The organism is Actinomadura barringtoniae, assembly GCF_017573505.1.
In the GTDB taxonomy this organism is placed as follows: domain Bacteria; phylum Actinomycetota; class Actinomycetes; order Streptosporangiales; family Streptosporangiaceae; genus Spirillospora; species Spirillospora barringtoniae.
Map to the genome: position 1 here is coordinate 18,648 of NZ_JAGEOJ010000018.1, position 17,714 is coordinate 36,361.

Genomic DNA, 17,714 nt, shown 5'->3' on the forward strand with positions numbered 1-17,714 from the left:
GTCGGCCGCTAGGCGCTCTCCGCCAGGCGCTCTCTTAGGAAGCTCTTCGATCCGGTTCGCATGCTCGGCTCCATGCTCGAAACCAGAACGAGGACAGCGACGACGAAGACGCCGATGGCGGGGGCCGCGGGGGCGTCCCCGACCATCGTGATCGGGGCCGGAGGCACCGGCGGGCACATCTACCCGGGGCTGGCGCTCGCCGAGGCGCTCCGCGAGGCCGTGCCCGCCGCGCAGATCATCTTCACCGGTACGGAACGGGGGATGGAGCGGCGGCTGATCCCGGCGGCCGGATTCCAGCTGCGCACGTTCGACATGATCCCGTTCGCGGGCCGCAGCCGCTTTCTCATGCCCGCCGCGCTCGCCAGAGCGTCCCTGCAGGCACGGTCGATGCTGCGCTGGGTCGGCGCGGACGTGGCGATCGGGATGGGCGGCTACTCCAGCGCGCCGCTGATCGCCGGGGCCCGGCTGGCGGGCGTTCCGTCGCTGATCCACGAGTCGAACGCCGTACCGGGGCGGGCCAACCGCTTCTCTGCACGACTCACCCCGAACGTGGCGGTAGCCTTCGAAGCTTCCGTGCCGCATTTCGGCAGCGTGCGCGACTACAGAGTGGTCGGCATGCCGCTGATGCCGGGGCTGGCCGCGTTCGACCGCGCGGCCCTGCGGGACCGCGCCCGGCGGCGGCTCGGGGTGAGCGGCGACACCTGCCTGGTGATGGTGAACGGCGGCAGCCAGGGCGCGACCCGGCTGAACGAGGCCGCCGTCGCGCTGGCCGCGCGCTGGCGGAACCGCGACGACCTTCGGATCGTTGTGAAGGCAGGTCAGGAAGGTTCCGGCGAACTGAACAGGCGCCTCGCCGCGGCGGGGGCGCAGCGGATCGCCACGGCGGTCGACTACATCGAACGCATGGATCTGGCCTATGCCGCGGCCGACCTCATGGTCTGCCGCGCGGGTTCGGCGACGGTCGCCGAGCTCGGCAGGGTCGGCCTCCCGGCGGTCCTGGTGCCCTACCCCCACGCGCCCCACGATCACCAGACCCGCAACGCGCGGGTGCTGGCCGACCGTGGTGCCGCCGTACTGCTGGCGGACGCGCACCTGGACGGCGACACCGGCACCGCGCCGGACGCGCAGCCGGACACCGTGCGGGGCGGCGAGCGGCTGGGGGAGGTGCTCGGCCCGCTGATCGCCGATCCCGCGCGACGTGCCCGGATGGGCGCGGCGGCCCGGTCGACCGGGCGGGACGAGGCGGCATCGAGGCTCGCCGGATGGGTACTGGAACTGATCGACAAGGGGGATCGTTGAACGGCTGGGAGCGACGCAAGGTGCTCGTCACCGGCGCCGAGGGTTTCATCGGGAGCACCCTCGTCGACCGGCTGACCGAGCTGGGCGCCGACGTCCGCGCGTTCACGCACTACAAGCCGTACGGCGACGGTGGCCATCTGGCCGGCCGGGAGAACGACGTGGAGATCGTCACGGGCGACCTGCGCGACCCCGGCCGCGTGTACGACGCGGTCGACGGCTGCGAGGTGGTGTTCCACCTCGCGGCCCTGATCGGGATCCCTTACAGCTACGAGGCGCCCAACTCCTATGTGCAGACGAACGTGATCGGCACGCAGCACGTGGCGGCCGCGAGCCTGCGGCACGCCGCCCGGCTCGTGCACACCTCCACCAGCGAGGTGTACGGCACCGCGCGGATCGTGCCGATCCCGGAGACCCACCCGCTCCAGCCGCAGTCGCCCTACTCCGCGTCCAAGATCGGCGCGGACATGATGGCGCTGTCGTACTGGCACGCGTTCGAGCTGCCGGTCGCGGTCGTCCGCCCGTTCAACACCTACGGGCCGCGCCAGTCGGCGCGCGCGGTGATCCCGACGATCCTCGGCCAGCTGCACGCCGGGGCGCGGCAGATCGCGCTCGGCGCCACCACGCCGACCCGCGACTTCAACTACGTGACCGACACGGTGAACGGCTTCATCGCCGCCGCCGACAACGACGCGGTGCTGGGCGAGGCCGTCAACATCGGGTCCGGCCGCGAGATCTCGGTCGGCGACCTCGCCGAGCTCCTCATCAAGATCACCGGTGCCGACGCCGAGGTCGTCACCGACCGCGAACGGCTCCGCCCGTCGGGCAGCGAGGTCGAGCGCCTCCTGGCCGACACCGCCAAGGCCCGCGAACTCCTCGGATATGAGCCACAGGTGACCCTTGAGGAGGGTCTGGCTCGTACATCCGAGTGGGTGCGGGACAACCTCGACCGGATCGGCTCCCGGAGGTACGAGAGATGAGCAAGCACCGCCGCCGGCCCGGCCGGGGCGAGACCCCCCAGCAGCCCGTGCCTGAGGCCCCCGCCAACGGCGAGAGCTGGACGGGCCCCGCCTACGGCGAGGGTTGGACCGGCACCTCCTGGCCCGGCGACGCCTCCCCCTACGGCCCCGGCTACGAGGCCGGGTCGGGCTACGAGGCGGGCTACGACCCACGCTCGGGCCATGACTCAGGCTATGACGCCGATCCCGGTTACGGCGGCGGTTCCGGCTACGACCACGGCTCCGGCTACGAGCGTGGGTTCAGCCATCAGCCTGGCTATGCGTCTGCGGTCGAGCCTGAGCCGATGACCCGCCCCGACGCGGGCGGTACGGGCTGGGATGACGATCTCGACGCGGAGCCGAGGTCGCGCAAGCGGCATCTGAAGTGGGCGATCCCGGTCGTCGCGCTGCTGGCGGCGGTCCCGGTCGGGGTGTACGCGGCGTACGCCTCGCTGAACGGCAACATCACCCACGTCAGCGCGGTCGACCTCGGGCCGCGTCCCGCCAAGCTGACCAAGTCACAGAACATCCTGGTGATCGGGTCCGACAGCCGCGCCGGGGCCAACTCCTCATACGGCCGAGAGCAGGGCGCGCGCACCGACACGATGGTCCTGTTCCACGTGCCGGCGGGCGGGGCGAACGCGCAGGGCGTGAGCCTGCCGCGCGACTCGATGGTCTCGATCCCGGCCTGCAAGGCGCCGAACGGCTCGACGATCCCCGCGCACACCGGCCAGATCAACGCCGCGTTCAACGAGGGCGGGCTCGGCTGCGCCTGGAAGACGACCGAGTCGGTCACCGGCGTTCACGTGGACCATGTCCTGGAGATCGACTTCACCGGGTTCAAGGGCATGGTGGACGCGCTCGGCGGCGTGGAGCTGACCGTTCCGCAGGCGATCAACGACCCGAAGGCGCACCTGAACCTCAAGGCCGGACGCCAGAAGCTGAACGGCGAGCAGGCGCTCGGCTACGCCCGGACCCGGTACACCGTGGGCGATGGCTCCGATATCGGACGTATCAAGCGGCAGCAGCAGCTCATGAAGGCGATGGCCGACACCGCCAAGCAGAAGTACGGCGACCCGACGAAGGCCTGGTCGTTCCTGCGGGCGGCGACCAAGTCGGTCACGACGGACCAGGGTCTCGGGCTCAAGGGGATGTTCGACCTGGGCATGAGCGTCGGTGACACCGGCAGCGTCAAGTTCGCGACCGTTCCGATAGAGGCCTACCCGGCCGACAAGAATCGCGTCCAGTGGACCGAGCCCGCCGCCGACCGCCTCTTCGCCACCCTCAGGTGAGCCCGGGGACCGCCCGTTAGGGACCGTCCTGCGCGAGGCTGTGATGTGCGAATCGGGCCGGTGGTCACGGGTCCCGTCCCAAAGGGGCGACAATGGGTGAGTGAGTGAGACCCGGACCCCATTGCGCCGCCGCCCCGCCCAGCGCCGGAGCGCCGAACGAGTTCAGCGCATGCTCGACGCCTGCGCGGAGATCCTCGACGAGGACGGCTACGACGGCCTCACCACGACGCGGATCGCGCAACGGGCCGAGGTGGCGATCGGCTCGGTCTACCAGTTCTTCCCGGACAAGCGGGCGGTCGCGCAGGCGCTCGCGCTGCGCAACCTGGAGCTGTTCGGCGAGCGGGTGTCCAAGCACCTGGCCGAGGGGACCTTCTCCGACTGGTCCGACACGGTCGGCGTGATCATCGAGATCTTCGTCGACATGCACCGCACGGTGCCGGGCTTCCGGGTGCTGCGCTTCGGCGACGTCGCCGACATCAACCTGCTCGACTCGGGCGCCGACAACAACGCGGTGGTCGCCGACCGGCTGCGCCGCATGATCGTCAGCAACTTCTCGGTGAGCGACACCCCGGAGCTGGCCCGCGCGCTGGCGATCGCGGTCGAGGCCGCCGACGCCGTCTTCAAGATGGCCTTCCGGGTGGCGCCCGACGGCGACCCGGCGATACTCGCCGAGGTCGAGCCGCTGATCCACGGCTACCTGTCGGCCTACGTCCAGGAGACGTAGGCCGGGGGCGAGCGCCCGACGCACGACCGGGCGCATCACCGGGAACGTATGGCACACTTCGCCACACGCCTCCCGGATCACAACAGAACAGGTGGGATCGTTGGAAATCGAGAAGCTCCAGCAGCACAGTCGCTTCCTGGTGCGTCAGCGGGTCCGCCTGATGGTCAACCAGTACGAGGTCCACGTCGAGAACACCGACGGCTCCGAGGGCGGCATGGTCGCGTTCGCTCAGCAGAAGCGGATGGCGTTCAAGGAGCAGGTGACCCTCTACTCCGACGACAGCAAGTCGTACGCCTTCATGGGCTTCAAGGCGCGCAAGCGCATCGACCTGGCCTCCGCGTACGACATCACCGACGCGGCGGGCCAGCCGATCGGGGTCTTCCGCAAGGACTTCAAGAAGTCGCTGCTGGCCTCCACCTGGCACCTTGAGCAGCCCGGGCTCGGCGTCGCGACCGGCAGCGAGCGCAACAAGTTCGTGGCGATCCTGCGCCGGGTGTGGGACGTCATCCCGTACGCCGAGAGCCTGCCCTTCGCCTGGCCGTACCACTTCGACTTCTACGCGGGCGACCAGATCGTCTTCTCGGTGGAGAAGAAGTTCGGCTTCCGCGACCGCTACCTGGTCGACATCAAGGACTCGCGCCTGGACCGCCGCCTGGTGATCGCGCAGGCCGTCGGCCTGGACGCCCTCCAGTCCCGCTGATCGGCAGGCCCGGGACGGGTCAGAGCCAGCCCTGGGCCTGGGCGGCGTGCACGGCCTCGATCCGGTTGCGCGCGCCCACCTTGTTGATCGCCGCGGACAGGTAGTTGCGCACGGTCCCCTCGGACAGGTGCAGGCGGGCGGCGATGTCGGCGATGGTCGAGCCGTCGGCGCCCGCCGCCAGCACGTCCCGTTCGCGCTGCGACAGCGGGTTCGGGCCGGCGCTCAGGGCGGCGGCGGCCAGGGCCGGGTCGATCACCCGTTCACCGGCGACGACGCGGCGGATCGCGGCGGCCAGCTCCTGGGCGGGGCTGTCCTTGACCAGGAACGCCGAGGCCCCGGCCTCCATCGCGCGGCGCAGGTAGCCCGGCCGCCCGAACGTCGTCAGGATCATGATCTTGCAGTCCGGCGCCGCCCTGCCGATCTCGGCGGCCGCGCTGAGACCGTCCCTGCCGGGCATCTCGATGTCGAGCAGCGCGACGTCGGGCCGGACGTCGGCCGCCACGGTCACCGCCTCGTCGCCGTTCGCGGCCTCGCCGACCACCTCGAGATCGTCTTCGAGGCCGAGCAGCGTGGCCAGGGCGCCCCTGACCATTCCCTGGTCCTCGGCGAGCATCACCCGGATCACGCGGGTGACTCTACCGGTGCGGATCTCCCGCTAGGCGGGGGTTTGGGCTGGCGAGACGGTCCGTGCCACCGGAACGTGGACCGACAGCCGGAACCCGCCGCCCTCGACGGGCGCTGCGGCGAAGGAGCCGCCCGCCTCGGCGATCCGCTCGCTGAGACCGGTCAGGCCGTTCCCCGGCCTGAAACCGCCGCCGGAGCCGCCCACTCCGGAGCCGCCCACTCCGGAGCCGTCCGCCTCGGCGGCGTCGGCCGCGCCGGTGCCGTCGTCGACGACCTCCAGCGACGCGCCCTCGCCGTCGCGCGTGATCGTGATGGTGCACCGCTTCGCGCGCGAGTGCCGTACGGCGTTGGTGACCGCCTCGCGCACCGCCCAGCCGAACAGGCCGTCGACGACGTCGGGGAGCGGCTCGTCCGGGCGGCGCACGACCGCCTGGATGCCGGCGGCGGTCAGCACCGCGCGGGCGCTCAGGATCTCCTCGGCGAGGTCGCGCTGGCGGTAGCCGGAGATCGCGGCGCGCACGTCGGCGAGCGCCTGCCGGGCGACCGACTCGATGTCGTTGACCTCGCCGACCATCTTCTCCGGCTGCTTCTGGCCGACGCGGCGGGCGAGCTCGGACTTCAGCACGATCAGCGACAGGCTGTGGCCGAGCAGGTCGTGCAGGTCGCGCGCGATGCGCAGCCGTTCCTCCACCGCGGCGAGGCGGGCCACCTCGCCGCGCGCCGCCTGGAGCTCCTGGACCAGCGTGCGGGCGTGCCGGAACGCCCACATGAACATGCCGAGCGAGAGCGCGACGACCGAGATGGTGAGCGTGCCGGAGCCGTCCATCCCGTTCGCCCAGCATTGGAGCAGGCCCATCGCCGCCGACGCCACGACGCCCCAGGGCACCAGCCGCATCGGGAGCACCATCGCGCAGATCATGGAGAGGTAGATGGCCGCGCCCAGCCAGTTCGGACCCAGGGCGAAGGGCAGCGTGACGCACAGGACCGCGAAGGCGGAGAAGAGGGCCCAGGTCCACCGGCTGATCTCGGTGTGCCAGCTGGCGCGGCTCAGCGCCGTCGCGATGTAGAGCGAGGCGAACGCGGCCAGGGCGATCCAGCCGATGACCAGCTTGACCCCGTGGTACTCGGTGACCCCGCCGGCCACCGGAACCATGTAGACGAGGCCGAACGCCGCCCAGAAGGCGCGGCGGCGGCGCGAGTTGTCCGCGGCCCAGTCCAGGCGGTCGCCGCACTCGGCGTTACCGCCGAACAGGAGGGTCATGACGATCGGCCGGTGGTCCGGCGGCGAGCGGCGGTCTGCGCGTTCATGGGTCCAAGGCTAGGAAGTTTCCGCCCGGTGCGGGGAGTGAGGCATGTCGTCGGACGCCCATGACTTTTGTCATGGGGGACATGACGGGCATAGGGGGACTGGCCACATCTGGCTTTACATGTTACGAAGGGATGTAAAGCGGTGGGAAAGCTCACACACCCCGTGCCCGCAGGAGGTTCGCACGTGAGTTCTTACGACCACTACGTCACCGCGGTACCGCAGGACACCTGGAACGTGCCGATGTCCGGCGACGCGCGCTTCACCTGGGAGTACGACGAGGGACGCGACCGGCTGCTGAACCTGTACCAGAAGGGCAAGGACAAGCAGTGGGACGCCCAGAAGCGGATCGACTGGGACCTTGAGGTCGATCCGAACAACGTCGCGGGGCTGCCGGACAACTTCAACCCGCTGTTCGGGTCCGAGATCTGGGACCGGATGACCCAGAAGGAGCGCGACGAGTTCGGGCGCCACCAGGGTTCCTGGCTGTTCAGCCAGTTCCTGCACGGCGAGCAGGGCGCGCTGAACGTGTCGGCCCGGATCGTCCAGTCGGTGCCCGACCTGGACTCCAAGTTCTATGCCGCCACGCAGACGATGGACGAGGCGCGGCACGTGGAGCTGTACGCCCGGTTCGTCCAGGAGAAGATCGGCACGCTCTACCCGATCAACCAGGACCTGGCGAAGCTGCTGGCCGAGTCGCTCGAGGACAGCCGCTGGGACCTGCCCTACCTCGGCATGCAGGTGCTCATCGAGGGCCTCGCGCTCGCGGCGTTCGGCCTCTACCGGGACATGTCCACGAACCCGCTGGTGAAGCAGCTGCTGGCGTACGTGATGCAGGACGAGGCGCGGCACGTGGCGTTCGGCCGGCTGGCGCTGAAGGACTTCTACAGCGAGCTGACCGAGAAGGAACGTGCCGAACGCGAGGAGTTCGTCGTCGAGGGCTGTTACCTGATGCGCGACCGTTTCAAGGGACGCGAGGTGTTCGAGCAGCTCGACATGCCGGTCGACAAGTGCATGGAGTACGTCGACAACTCCGACATGTACACGCTCTACCAGTCCCTCTTGTTCAGCCGCATCGTCCCTTGTGTGAAGGATGTCGGCCTCTGGGGCGACAAGGTGCAGGCCGCCTATGAGGACATGGGCGTTCTCGATAATGCCAAGGCCGATCTCGAAGCGTTGATGCGCCAGGACGAGGAGATCGCCGAGAAGGTCGACGAGGAACGTCACGCGCAGGAGCTCGCCGTGCGCAAGCAAGAGGTGGACGAGGCCATCGCCCTTGGTGGCGCCTCCACCTGAGGAGAGGCGCGACTGCCGCCGACGGCAGGTAAAAAGCGAGGACGTCCCGCATCCGCTCCGGGGCGTCCTCGCTTTGTGCTCCGTGTAATTGCGGTGCCAGTGCCGAGCCAAATCATGGCCAGATCGCGGGTCGATGTGTCCGCAGATGTCGCCACATCTGCCCGGATCAGAATGCGTCCTGACCATTTCAGTAGATCTTTATCGCCGCGCTTAATCGATTCGTGAATTCGCTGTGCGGTCACTGCGCTTGTACTAACGTCCCCGCTCGGTGCGGCTGAATGCCGGAGCCAAATGAGGATCACCCGGTTCCGCACGCGCAAGGGTCAAACAGCAAACCCCCGGGGGGGAAAATGAATCGATCTGCCAAGAGCCTGATGAGGACGTCCGTCCTCGCGCCCGTGGCCGTCATGGTGGCCGTCACGTCCACTCCCGCGCACGCCGAGGGCCCGGCCGGGCCGATCGCCGGTCTCGCCATGAGCGCCGTCGCCGCCGTCCCGTCGCCCGCCGCCGATCTGGCGCGCCCGGTCGTCGACCTGCCCGCCACCACCGTGGACGGCATCCTGACCACGGCTCGGGGCGCCGCGACCGTCAACCGTTCCAAGGGCGGCGCGCAGGACGCGGTCGCCAAGCTCGGCAAGGGCGTCCTGAAGACCGCGAACGGCGACGTGGCGTTCTCCGGCATCACCGCCAAGTGCACGGCGGCGGCCGACGGCACGGTCAGCGGCGCCACCCAGATCCTCAAGGGCAGCCCGCTGTCCTCGGTCGTTCCGGCCGCCCCGGCCCCGGGCCTGCGGGTCCCGACCAGCGAGCCGGGCGTCGTGCTCATGCTGAACAAGCAGGTCCGCGACCCGCTCGGCGGCATGACCGTCTCGGCGATCAGCATCGACAGCGCGCCGGGTACCGGCGGCATCACCCGCGACCTGGGCGTCGCGCGGTGCCTGCCGGCCAAGGAGCTCGCCGGCCAGGCGGGCGCCAAGGTCCGCGGACTCACCAAGGGCAAGGTCGCCCCTGCGGGCCAGCGCAAGGCCGGCGACCCCGTCAGCGACACCGTCGGTGGCCTGCTCGGCGCCCTCACCGGCACCGCGCAGAACGGCCTGCCGATCAGCGGCGGCCTCGGCAACCCGCAGGGCGCACTGCCTCAGCTGCCCACCGACCCGGCGAGCGTCTCCGGTGAGGCGGCGGGCGTGCAGGGCCGCGTGACCGACATGGTCGGCCAGGTCACCCAGGCCGCGGCCCCGGCGACCGGCGTCGCCGGCGCGCTGCCCGTCGGCGCCCAGGGCGGCCTGAGCGGCCTGCTCGGCGGCCTGCCCGGCCTCGGCGGCATCCTGCCGGTCACGGCGCTGCCCGTCCTGCCGCAGGTTCCCGTCGCCGCCCCGCAGCTTCCCGCCGCTCCCATCGGCGGCTGACCACGCCATGCGCGGCGACCGGCGACTCCGCACCGGCGGCTGGTGCGTGAGGCTCGCGGGTCGCGCGAGGAGGGTGTGGGTGTGGAGACTGCAGCTCCACACAGGGGCAGTAGGTGCGTGTGATGAGGGTGTGAACGGAACCGGGCCGGGCGCACTCTCGATATGACGAAACGTGCGAGGAAACGGGGTGTCCCGGAGTGCATCGGCACTCCTGGGACGCCCCGTTCGCGTTCGGCGAACAGGCGGAACGGACGCTTGTTATAGCGCCGAGATCGGCGAACCGTGGCGGAGTAAAGATGATCTACGTTTCCCCTTACCCGCTGCTGTCGATCCACTCCGTAGGGCCAATTTGAGGGTGACAAACCCCACAAATGGGGGCCGATTGCTTGATTCGGCTCGAAGGCAACGTACGGTCAAGAACTTGTGTGCGGCGGGGGCCCGAACCAGCAGTGAACCAGGCCCTGTGCCGCACTGCCGGACGCCGGTTCCGCATTGAGGCGGATGCGCCAGATAGAGCGCGAAGAGGCGGGGCCCGCGGGGTCGTTCACCCCGAACGGGAGGCCCGTGCGGCAGCCGATTCGGGGGCGATACACGACCCCTGAACTGTCGCGAATAACGGCGGTGTGATTTACGCCGGGCGTCCGGGGCTCTGTCCCCGAACAAAGGACCTCTCTGTGGGTAGCGCTGGCAAGCATCGCCCGAAGATGCGCCTCCGTAGCATTCTGATCGCCTCAGGTGTCGCCGTCGCCGTCCTCGCGGCGGGAGGATGGGCACTCATCTCAGCCGGTGGTTCGAGCGGGTCGGCACAGGCGGCACAGTCCGCCCAGGCACCGACCGTCACCCCGCAGGCGGACCCGCCGCGGGCCACTCCCACCAGGGCCAGCCGGGGCGAGACGCGGGACCCCTCCCCGTCGCCCGTGCCGAAGACCGTCAAGCCGAAGCCGAAGAAGACCAAGCCGTCGTACCGGGTGCTCAGCTCGGGCTCGTGCGAGGCCTCCTTCTACGGTGAGGGGCAGATGACGGCGAGCGGCGAGACGTTCGATCCCAGTGAGCTCACCGCGGCGCACAAGACGCTGCCGATGGGGTCCAAGGTGCGGGTCACCAACAAGAACAACGACCGGTCGGTGATCGTGCGGATCAACGACCGCGGCCCGTACGCGGGCGGCCGCTGCCTGGACCTGTCCACGGCGGCGATGGAGAAGGTCGGCGGTACGGGCTCGGGTGTGATCCCGGTCCGGTACCAGGTGCTGTCGCGCGGCTGACGTCGCGACTGACCCGCGGCCGACTTCTCCGCGGTTTCTCTCAACAGGCTCTACGGGTGATGGCTGACGGCCTGAAGACCCGAGCCTTCAAGATGCAGTGGCACCGGCCCCTGTGCGGGCCGGTGCTCTGTCATGTCCGTGTCCTTGTCCTTCTGGGCCGCGGGCTCGTGGACGGCGGGCTCCTGGACGGCGGGCTCCTGGGCGGTCGGCTTGGAGCGCGGCGGCCGGGGCGGGACGATCTCGGCGAGGCGTTCGCGGAACCAGTCGGTGAGCACGCCGTCGACCCGCACCGCCTCGGTGATCGGCGGCTTGGGCTCGGTGCCGGGCTCGGCGGCCAGGCTGTGGCCCATCCGGAACGAGGCGGATTCCACAGCCTCCGCGCCGCACTGCCGGAGCAAATCGCGCAGCGCGGTGATCTCGTTCGGCGGTACGAGGCGGTCTTTGGCGCCGCCGACCAGCAGCAGGGCGGCACCGCGACCGGCGATGACCGCCGCGCGGGAGCCCAGGTCGAGGCGGTCGGCCAGCGCCTGCGCGCCGTCGGACCAGTTGCGCCGGCGGCCGGCGCGCTTCTCCAGGTTGCGGACGGCGCGGGCGGGTGCGAGCACGGGCGCGACGAGCGCCACCGTGCTCACCGGGACGGCGCCGAGCGCCAGGGCGAGCAGCGCCGCGGCGCCGCCGGCCGAGAAGCCCGCGAGGCCGACCGGGCCCTCGCCGACGCCGAGATCACGCCTGAGCTCGGCCAGGACGTCGGGAAGCCGCCCGGCGGCCTGCTCGACCGCCGTGCAGTACGTCTCCAGCCCTCGATCCTCCAGGAGTGCTCCTGAGGCGAGGCTCGCGTGCGGGCGGCCCGGCAGCTCCAGATAGACGCGCCAGGTCGGCACACCGGTCATCGGGACGGCTGCGGCCATCGCGGCCGCTGTACGAGGGGCGTCGAAGCCGGGCCAGGCCACGATCAGCCGGGTGGGGCCCGCCGGGCGGGCGTCCACGGCGGTGGGCGGCAGCGCCACATAGGCGGTGCCCGCGGCCGTTCCGGAGATGGGACGGCTGATCTCGCCGTGGATCGGCACGGTCTGGTCGGGGGGCAGGTCCTGATGGTCGCCGCTCATGCCTGCGTCAGCTCCCGGGTCTCGACGGTGCCGTGGCTACCTCGCGTACGGGCTCACGTACGGCTGGACACGGAAGGCGGCGCCCCTCCCGCAATGCCATGTTTCCAGCGGAGTCAGCGAAATGCGCCCGAATCCCCGCACCTCGGCAACGAGAGTGAGAAAGAACTCACCTTGGGTAACCCGAGCGGGGCGAAGAGGGTAGGCGTCGGGTCCCGCAGGTGGGGAAGCCGGGGTGTGGGCTTGATCACTCCATGCAGGTCAAACGGGAACAACCTGGGCTTTTCCCGCGTCTTAGTTAGTCGTGGGCACCGCGGGGGCGTGCCCTTCCCGTTCGACTTAGGAGTGCCTGTGAACAAGAAGCGCAGCGCGGCCGCGGCCGGACAGGCCTGGCAGATATACAACGAGACCCTGAAGCCGGACGCCCCGGGCATGTGGGAGCGCGTCCGCGCCGTCCCGCGGATGCTGAAGTCGGCACTGCGCGGCGAGTACAAGGGCATGTCGTACGGCACGCTGGGCCTGCTGGCCCTCGGCCTGATCTACATCATCTCCCCGATCGACGCGATCCCCGACCTGCTGCCGATCGTCGGAGTCGTGGACGACACCGGCGTGGCCCTGTGGCTGGCCGCCGTCCTGATCAAGGGCGCGGGCGACTTCGTCACCTGGGAGCGCGGCGGCCGCCCGACCGTGATCGTCGGCGACATCGTCGACTGACCCGCCTACTGACAGACCTGAACGAGATCCCGCCGGTCCTTACCGGCGGGATCTCGTCGTTTCCGCCCGCCCGAGGCGGGTGCGGGTGCGCTATGCGGGCTTGAGTTCGGCGGTGAAGCGTTCGGCGGCGGAACGCATGAGCGGGACGACCTCGCCGACGGTCTTGGCGGTCATGCGCGCGGACGGCCCGGACACCGACAGGGCCGTCAGCGTCGGTGCTCCCGGCAGCGCGACCGCCACGCAGCGGACGCCGATCTCCTGCTCCTCGTCGTCCAGCGCGTAGCCCTGCTCGCGGATGCGGGCGAGCTCGGCGACCAGGGAGTCGGGGTCGGTGAAGGTCTGCGGGGTCTGCGCGGCCATGCCCGTACGGGCGAGGATCTCGCGGACCTTCGGCTCGGGAAGCTGCGCCAGCAGAGCCTTGCCCACGCCCGTGCAGTGCGGCTGGACGCGCCGCCCGACCTCGGTGAACATCCGCATCGAGTGCCGCGACGGCACCTGGGCGACGTAGACGACCTCGTCGCCCTCCAGAACGGCCATGTTGGCCGTCTCCCCGATGGCGTCCACCAGCCCGGCGAGCGTGGGACGGGCCCAGTCGCCCAGCATGCGGCCCGCGCCCTCGCCGAGGCGGATCAGGCGGGGGCCCAGGGCGTAGCGCTTGGACGGCTCCTGGCGGACGTAGCCGTGGTTCACCAGCGTCCGCATCAGCCGGTAGATCGTCGGCATCGGCAGGCCCGAGGCCTCCGTCAGCTCCGACAGCGCCATCTCGCCGCCCGCGTCCGCGAGGTGCTCCAGCAGCTCGAAGGCACGTTCCAACGACCGTACGGCCTCGGCCACCGGCGTCTCCTCTCTCCAAGGTCCCGCACTGTTCTCTCCAGGCCCCGCGATGCCCAGCCGATTGTACGGAGAGTCGATTTCACTCTACGAAAGTGGGTTCCGACGTTACCGGTAGCCGTGACCTGGCAATACTGACTACGTCCGGTGCCGAACGGTGCCGTCCCCCCGAAGTGCAACGGAACGGAACGAGAGGGGACCGGGTGCCAACGGGGGGTCGTCGGACCAGGCGATGGGCAGCGGCCGCACTGAGCGCCGCGCTCGCCACGCCGCCCATCGTGCTGACGGAGGGCTCGGCTCAGGCCGCCGCCTCGCCGGTACGGCTGTCGGCCGCGTTCACCTCGACCGGGCGGGTGCCGGTCTCCGGCGGCCAGCAGCGCTCGTACGCCGTGGACGTCCGGCCCCAGGGCGGCGTCGCCCGGGCCGCCGCGCTGACCCTGATCGCTCAGCAGCCGCTGGAGTGGCGCGGCCACTCGTCCGAGTGCACCGCAAACCGGAACGGGCGGCGGCTTCGCTGCTCGCTCGGCGACCTGGCCCGGTCGCGCCGGATGCAGGTCGTGGTGTTCGTGCCCGGCTCGCTGCGTACGGCGCAGGGGCCGCGGATCGTCGCGGTCGCCAGCGCCCAGAACCTCACCGGCACGTCGATGATGGACGTTCGGCTGCCGAAGGCGACCGCAGGCCCGTCCTACCCGACCGGCTCGTCCAGCCCTTCCAGTGCCTCCGGGTCGTCCACCGCGTCGGTCAGCCCCAGGCCGGGTGGGACCGGAAGGCCTTCGGGCACGGACAGGCCGAGTCCCAGGCCCAGTCCCTCGAACGGGACCTCCGGGCCGTCCGAGTCGTCCGGCACGGCCTCCGCCGGGTCCACCGCCACGCCTGGCGCGACCGGGTCCAGCTCGCCCAGGAAGCCCGGCGTGAGCATCCCGCCGACGCGCAAGCCGCTGCGGACGCCGTCGCGCCGCCATGGCCGCAGGCCGCACCACCTCGGGACGCCCGGGATGCAGGCCGGGCCGCCGCCCGCGTACAACCTCGCGCCGCCCCTTCAGCAGCAACCGCCGCCCATGCAGTTGCCGCCTGTGCAGCCGCCGCAGATTCAGGCGCCGCCCGCGATGCCTCAGCCGGCCATGCCGCAGGCCCCGGCAGCGCCGCCTATGCCGGACTCGCCGGGGCAGGTGCCCGGCGCGGCAGGGGAACCGCCTGCCCAGCCGGCGCCGGTCCTGCCGCCGCTGACGGCTCCCGGCTCGGCCGGTGCTCCGTCCGGCATGGTGCTGCCGACCCCGGGCGCTCCCGGAGCCTCGGGCTCCTCGGCATCCGGAACGGCGGGCGCGGCGGCGAACGACGGCAATCAGATGACCCTGATCTCGCCCACCGGAACGGACGAGGAGGGCACGCCCTGGGCCGCGGTGCTCGGCATCGCGCTCGTGGGTGAGCTCGCGCTGCTGTGGATGGTCGCCTGCCTGGGCCTCGTCCGGCGGCGGTTCGCCCTGGCCAGTGCCGCGCGCGCCGCGGCGCTGGCCGAGGGGACCGACGGTTCGCGCCGCGTTCCGAGGGCGTTCGCCGCCGTGGCCCGCCCGTTCGCCGCGGTCGGGCGTCGCCTGAACCCCGTTCGCCCGTTCAAGGCCGCCGCCCGCAAGCTCCGCAGCCACTGAACGCTGCAGCCACTGAACGCTGCAGCCACCGAACGCTGCGACTCCGACACCGGTCGACATATCCGGCGCGAGTCGCACCGGTCCGGCACCGGCCATCTGACATACGGATCGGTAGGCGAATGTCGCCGCACCCTGCCAAATAGGTCGTGTCCTCACTAAGCTGACCGCCCTACAGTTAACGCTTGCGTTACGGACAGGGGATCCGGATGTCAGACGTGACGATGCGGTGCCCGAAGTGTGACTCGCTGTTGGACACCCATGAACGGCACGGAGTGGTGATCGAAGAATGCCCGGGCTGCCAAGGGGTGTTCCTCGACCGCGGTGAGCTGGAGCAGCTCATCGACGCCGAGAGCAAGTACCTCGCGGAACTGACCGACGATGACGACCCCGACACGACCTATCAAGGACGCCATCGACGTGGCATCATGCAGCAGATCTTCGCTGCTGAGGGGAGTTGATGAAACTGCCCGTGTACCGTCGGTGACGGGCGTTTCGGTGTGCCATTCACTTGTCACCCGCGTGACAAAACGGGCGGCCCCTTATGTGGGCCGGAGCTAATAGCCCCTCATGCCTACCCTGCGGTAGCTTCACGCTGGCCGGGAGGCACCAGACCCTCGTCCGGCACCGCCCTCCACCTCCGCCCCTCCTGCCGCGAGGCCCCCTTCCCCCCGGGAGATTGATCACATGGCACTGGGCTCTCTGCTTCCCGAACTTCAGCCAGGCGGCACCAGCCGTACCCCGCTGATCGAGCGGGTCGCCAGGTGGGCCGCGGAGAAGCCGGAGGCGCCGGCGTTCACCTTCGTCGACTACTCCATGGACCCGTCCGGCACCAAGATCACGCTGGACTGGGCGGAGACCGACCGGAGGGCCCGCGCGATGGCGGTGCGGCTGCGGGAGGCGGCCCAGCCCGGCGAACGGGCGGCGCTGCTGCTGCCGCAGGCGCACGAGTACATGATGACCATGCTCGGCGCGATGTACTCGCACATCGTCGCGGTGCCGCTGTTCTCGCCGGACCAGCCGGGCCACGGCGAGCGCCTGGTCGGGGCCTACTCCGACGCCGAGCCCGCGATCGTCGTCACGACCCGCAACTCGCTGCCGCACGTGGAGAAGTTCCTCGCCGACAACGACGTTCCGCAGCCCAAGGAGATCATCTTCGCCGAGGAGATCGACCCGGCGCTGGCGGCGTCCTGGCAGGACGAGCCGATCGACCCGGACGACCTGGCCTATCTCCAGTACACCTCCGGTTCGACGCGGCGCCCGGCCGGTGTGGAGATCACGCACGGCAACCTGGCCGTCAACGCGCGCCAGCTGTGGGCGGGCTGGGCCCCGGACAGGCCGAACCCCGAGCTGGTGACCTGGCTGCCGCTGTTCCACGACATGGGCCTGATGTCGGCGATGGGGCTGCCGCTGGTCTACGGCGACCACGTGATCTACACCGCGCCGCTGTCGTTCCTCATGCGGCCGCTGCGCTGGCTGCAGCTGATCTCCGAGTGCCCGAACGTCTACACCGCCGCGCCGAACTTCGCCTACGAGTACGTCGCCGAGCACGCCACCCCCGAGAAGGTCGCCGAGCTCGACCTCAGCGGGCTGGTCACCTGCCTGAACGGCGCCGAGCCGGTGCGGCCCTCGACGCTGAAGATGTTCACCGAGACGTTCGCCCCGGCCGGGTTCCGGGCGGGCGCGCACGCCCCGGCGTTCGGCCTGGCCGAGGCGACGGTGTTCGTCACCGCGGCCGCCGAGGACACGCCGCCCAGGGTCCTCATCGCCGACCGCGAGGCCCTCTCGCAGGGCGAGCTGCGCCTGGTCGACGCCCCCGCCGACGGCGCGGACGCCGCCGAGGGCGAGGCCGGCGCCCGGGTCACCAGCCTGGTCGCGTGCGGGCGGCCCGTCGGCCAGTACGTCGCGATCGTCGACACCGAGACCTCGGCGGAGCTGCCCGACGGCCAGGTCGGCGAGATCTGGGTGCACGGCCCGAACACCGCCCCCGGCTACTGGCGCAACTCCGAGCGCAGCCAGGACACCTTCGGCGGCGTGCTGGCCGAGCCCGGCGACCTCCCGGCCGGCCCGTGGATGAAGACCGGCGACTGCGGCCTGATCCACGAGGGCGAGCTGTACGTCACCGGCCGCATCAAGGACCTGATCATCGTCGACGGCCGCAACCACTACCCGCAGGACCTGGAGGTCACCACCCAGGAGGCGCACCCGGCGATCCGGCCCGACTTCGTCGCCGCGTTCGCCGTCCAGGGCGAGGAGACCGAGCGCCTGGTCGTGGTCGCCGAGCGCAACCGGCGGGTGCCGCTCGCGCGCCTGGACCTGGACGAGGTCGAGAGCGCCGTGCGCGCCGCGGTGAACGTCGAGCACGAGATGAGCCTGCACGAGTTCCTGCTGGTCGAGCCGGGGGCGATCTCCCGTACGTCCAGCGGCAAGGTCGCCCGCGCGGCCACCCGCCAGCGCTACGAGGTGGCGGACCTGGCGACGACGGAGGCACGCCTGGCCGGACGCAAGTAGGGCGAAGG

General features: G+C 70.9%; 16 protein-coding genes. 12 read left to right on the forward strand and 4 right to left on the reverse strand.

Features of this window, described 5'->3' with window-relative positions:
- The first annotated feature begins 72 nt into the window (after positions 1-72).
- The 5 genes from J4573_RS37690 (at position 73) to J4573_RS37710 (ending at position 5,010) form a co-directional block, all read left to right on the forward strand.
- The gene (locus tag J4573_RS37690) at positions 73-1,299 is read left to right on the forward strand and encodes a UDP-N-acetylglucosamine--N-acetylmuramyl-(pentapeptide) pyrophosphoryl-undecaprenol N-acetylglucosamine transferase (RefSeq protein WP_243774227.1); all 1,227 of its coding nucleotides are present in this window, start codon (positions 73-75) and stop codon (positions 1,297-1,299) included.
- Positions 1,296-2,276 carry a GDP-mannose 4,6-dehydratase gene (locus J4573_RS37695; RefSeq protein ID WP_243774228.1) on the forward strand — a complete coding sequence of 327 codons (981 nt, stop codon included), beginning with the start codon at positions 1,296-1,298 and terminating at the stop codon, positions 2,274-2,276. Before J4573_RS37690 ends, J4573_RS37695 begins: the two co-directional genes overlap by 4 nt.
- Positions 2,273-3,586, forward strand: coding sequence for an LCP family protein (locus tag J4573_RS37700; protein ID WP_208260907.1), 1,314 nt, complete (start codon positions 2,273-2,275; stop codon positions 3,584-3,586). Before J4573_RS37695 ends, J4573_RS37700 begins: the two co-directional genes overlap by 4 nt.
- A 100-nt stretch (positions 3,587-3,686) precedes the next feature.
- Positions 3,687-4,310: a TetR/AcrR family transcriptional regulator gene (locus tag J4573_RS37705; RefSeq protein WP_208260908.1), complete on the forward strand. Its 624-nt coding sequence runs from the start codon at positions 3,687-3,689 to the stop codon at positions 4,308-4,310.
- Between the two features lie 91 nt (positions 4,311-4,401).
- Positions 4,402-5,010 (forward strand): LURP-one-related family protein, encoded by a 609-nt coding sequence (locus tag J4573_RS37710; RefSeq protein ID WP_307797216.1) that lies wholly within the window; start codon positions 4,402-4,404, stop codon positions 5,008-5,010.
- 19 nt (positions 5,011-5,029) lie between these two features.
- Here the strand turns inward: J4573_RS37710 and J4573_RS37715 are convergent, their stop codons facing one another.
- Positions 5,030-5,635 carry a response regulator transcription factor gene (locus tag J4573_RS37715; RefSeq protein WP_208260910.1) on the reverse strand — a complete coding sequence of 202 codons (606 nt, stop codon included), beginning with the start codon at positions 5,633-5,635 and terminating at the stop codon, positions 5,030-5,032.
- A gap of 30 nt (positions 5,636-5,665) precedes the next feature.
- On the reverse strand, positions 5,666-6,895 hold the full coding sequence (locus J4573_RS37720; protein ID WP_208260911.1) for a sensor histidine kinase: 1,230 nt from the start codon (positions 6,893-6,895) through the stop codon (positions 5,666-5,668).
- 231 nt (positions 6,896-7,126) lie between these two features.
- Here J4573_RS37720 and J4573_RS37725 point away from each other — a divergent pair, with 231 nt between their 5' ends.
- The 3 genes from J4573_RS37725 to J4573_RS37735 all read left to right on the forward strand — a co-directional run bounded on the left by J4573_RS37725 (position 7,127) and on the right by J4573_RS37735 (position 10,904).
- Positions 7,127-8,236: a ferritin-like domain-containing protein gene (locus J4573_RS37725; RefSeq protein ID WP_208260912.1), complete on the forward strand. Its 1,110-nt coding sequence runs from the start codon at positions 7,127-7,129 to the stop codon at positions 8,234-8,236.
- Positions 8,237-8,610: 374 nt separating this feature from the next.
- Positions 8,611-9,642 carry a hypothetical protein gene (locus J4573_RS37730; RefSeq protein WP_208260913.1) on the forward strand — a complete coding sequence of 344 codons (1,032 nt, stop codon included), beginning with the start codon at positions 8,611-8,613 and terminating at the stop codon, positions 9,640-9,642.
- Between the two features lie 704 nt (positions 9,643-10,346).
- The gene (locus tag J4573_RS37735; protein ID WP_208260914.1) at positions 10,347-10,904 is read left to right on the forward strand and encodes a septal ring lytic transglycosylase RlpA family protein; all 558 of its coding nucleotides are present in this window, start codon (positions 10,347-10,349) and stop codon (positions 10,902-10,904) included.
- Positions 10,905-10,954: 50 nt separating this feature from the next.
- Here the strand turns inward: J4573_RS37735 and J4573_RS37740 are convergent, their stop codons facing one another.
- The gene (locus tag J4573_RS37740) at positions 10,955-12,010 is read right to left on the reverse strand and encodes a hypothetical protein (RefSeq protein WP_208260915.1); all 1,056 of its coding nucleotides are present in this window, start codon (positions 12,008-12,010) and stop codon (positions 10,955-10,957) included.
- Positions 12,011-12,358: 348 nt separating this feature from the next.
- On the opposite strand from J4573_RS37740, the gene J4573_RS37745 reads away from it, so the two are divergent.
- On the forward strand, positions 12,359-12,721 hold the full coding sequence (locus tag J4573_RS37745) for a YkvA family protein (RefSeq protein ID WP_208260916.1): 363 nt from the start codon (positions 12,359-12,361) through the stop codon (positions 12,719-12,721).
- A 90-nt stretch (positions 12,722-12,811) separates the two neighbouring features.
- On the opposite strand, the gene J4573_RS37750 is transcribed toward J4573_RS37745, so the two are convergent.
- Positions 12,812-13,555 (reverse strand): IclR family transcriptional regulator, encoded by a 744-nt coding sequence (locus tag J4573_RS37750; protein WP_208260917.1) that lies wholly within the window; start codon positions 13,553-13,555, stop codon positions 12,812-12,814.
- A 200-nt stretch (positions 13,556-13,755) separates the two neighbouring features.
- Between J4573_RS37750 and J4573_RS37755 the strand changes: the two genes are divergently transcribed.
- The 3 genes from J4573_RS37755 (at position 13,756) to J4573_RS37765 (ending at position 17,706) form a co-directional block, all read left to right on the forward strand.
- Positions 13,756-15,198 carry a hypothetical protein gene (locus J4573_RS37755; protein ID WP_208260918.1) on the forward strand — a complete coding sequence of 481 codons (1,443 nt, stop codon included), beginning with the start codon at positions 13,756-13,758 and terminating at the stop codon, positions 15,196-15,198.
- A 182-nt stretch (positions 15,199-15,380) separates the two neighbouring features.
- Positions 15,381-15,656, forward strand: coding sequence for a TFIIB-type zinc ribbon-containing protein (locus tag J4573_RS37760; protein ID WP_208260919.1), 276 nt, complete (start codon positions 15,381-15,383; stop codon positions 15,654-15,656).
- Positions 15,657-15,882: 226 nt separating this feature from the next.
- Entirely contained in the window at positions 15,883-17,706 is a 1,824-nt protein-coding gene (locus J4573_RS37765) for a fatty acyl-AMP ligase (protein WP_208260920.1), read from the forward strand.
- Positions 17,707-17,714: the final 8 nt, after the last annotated feature.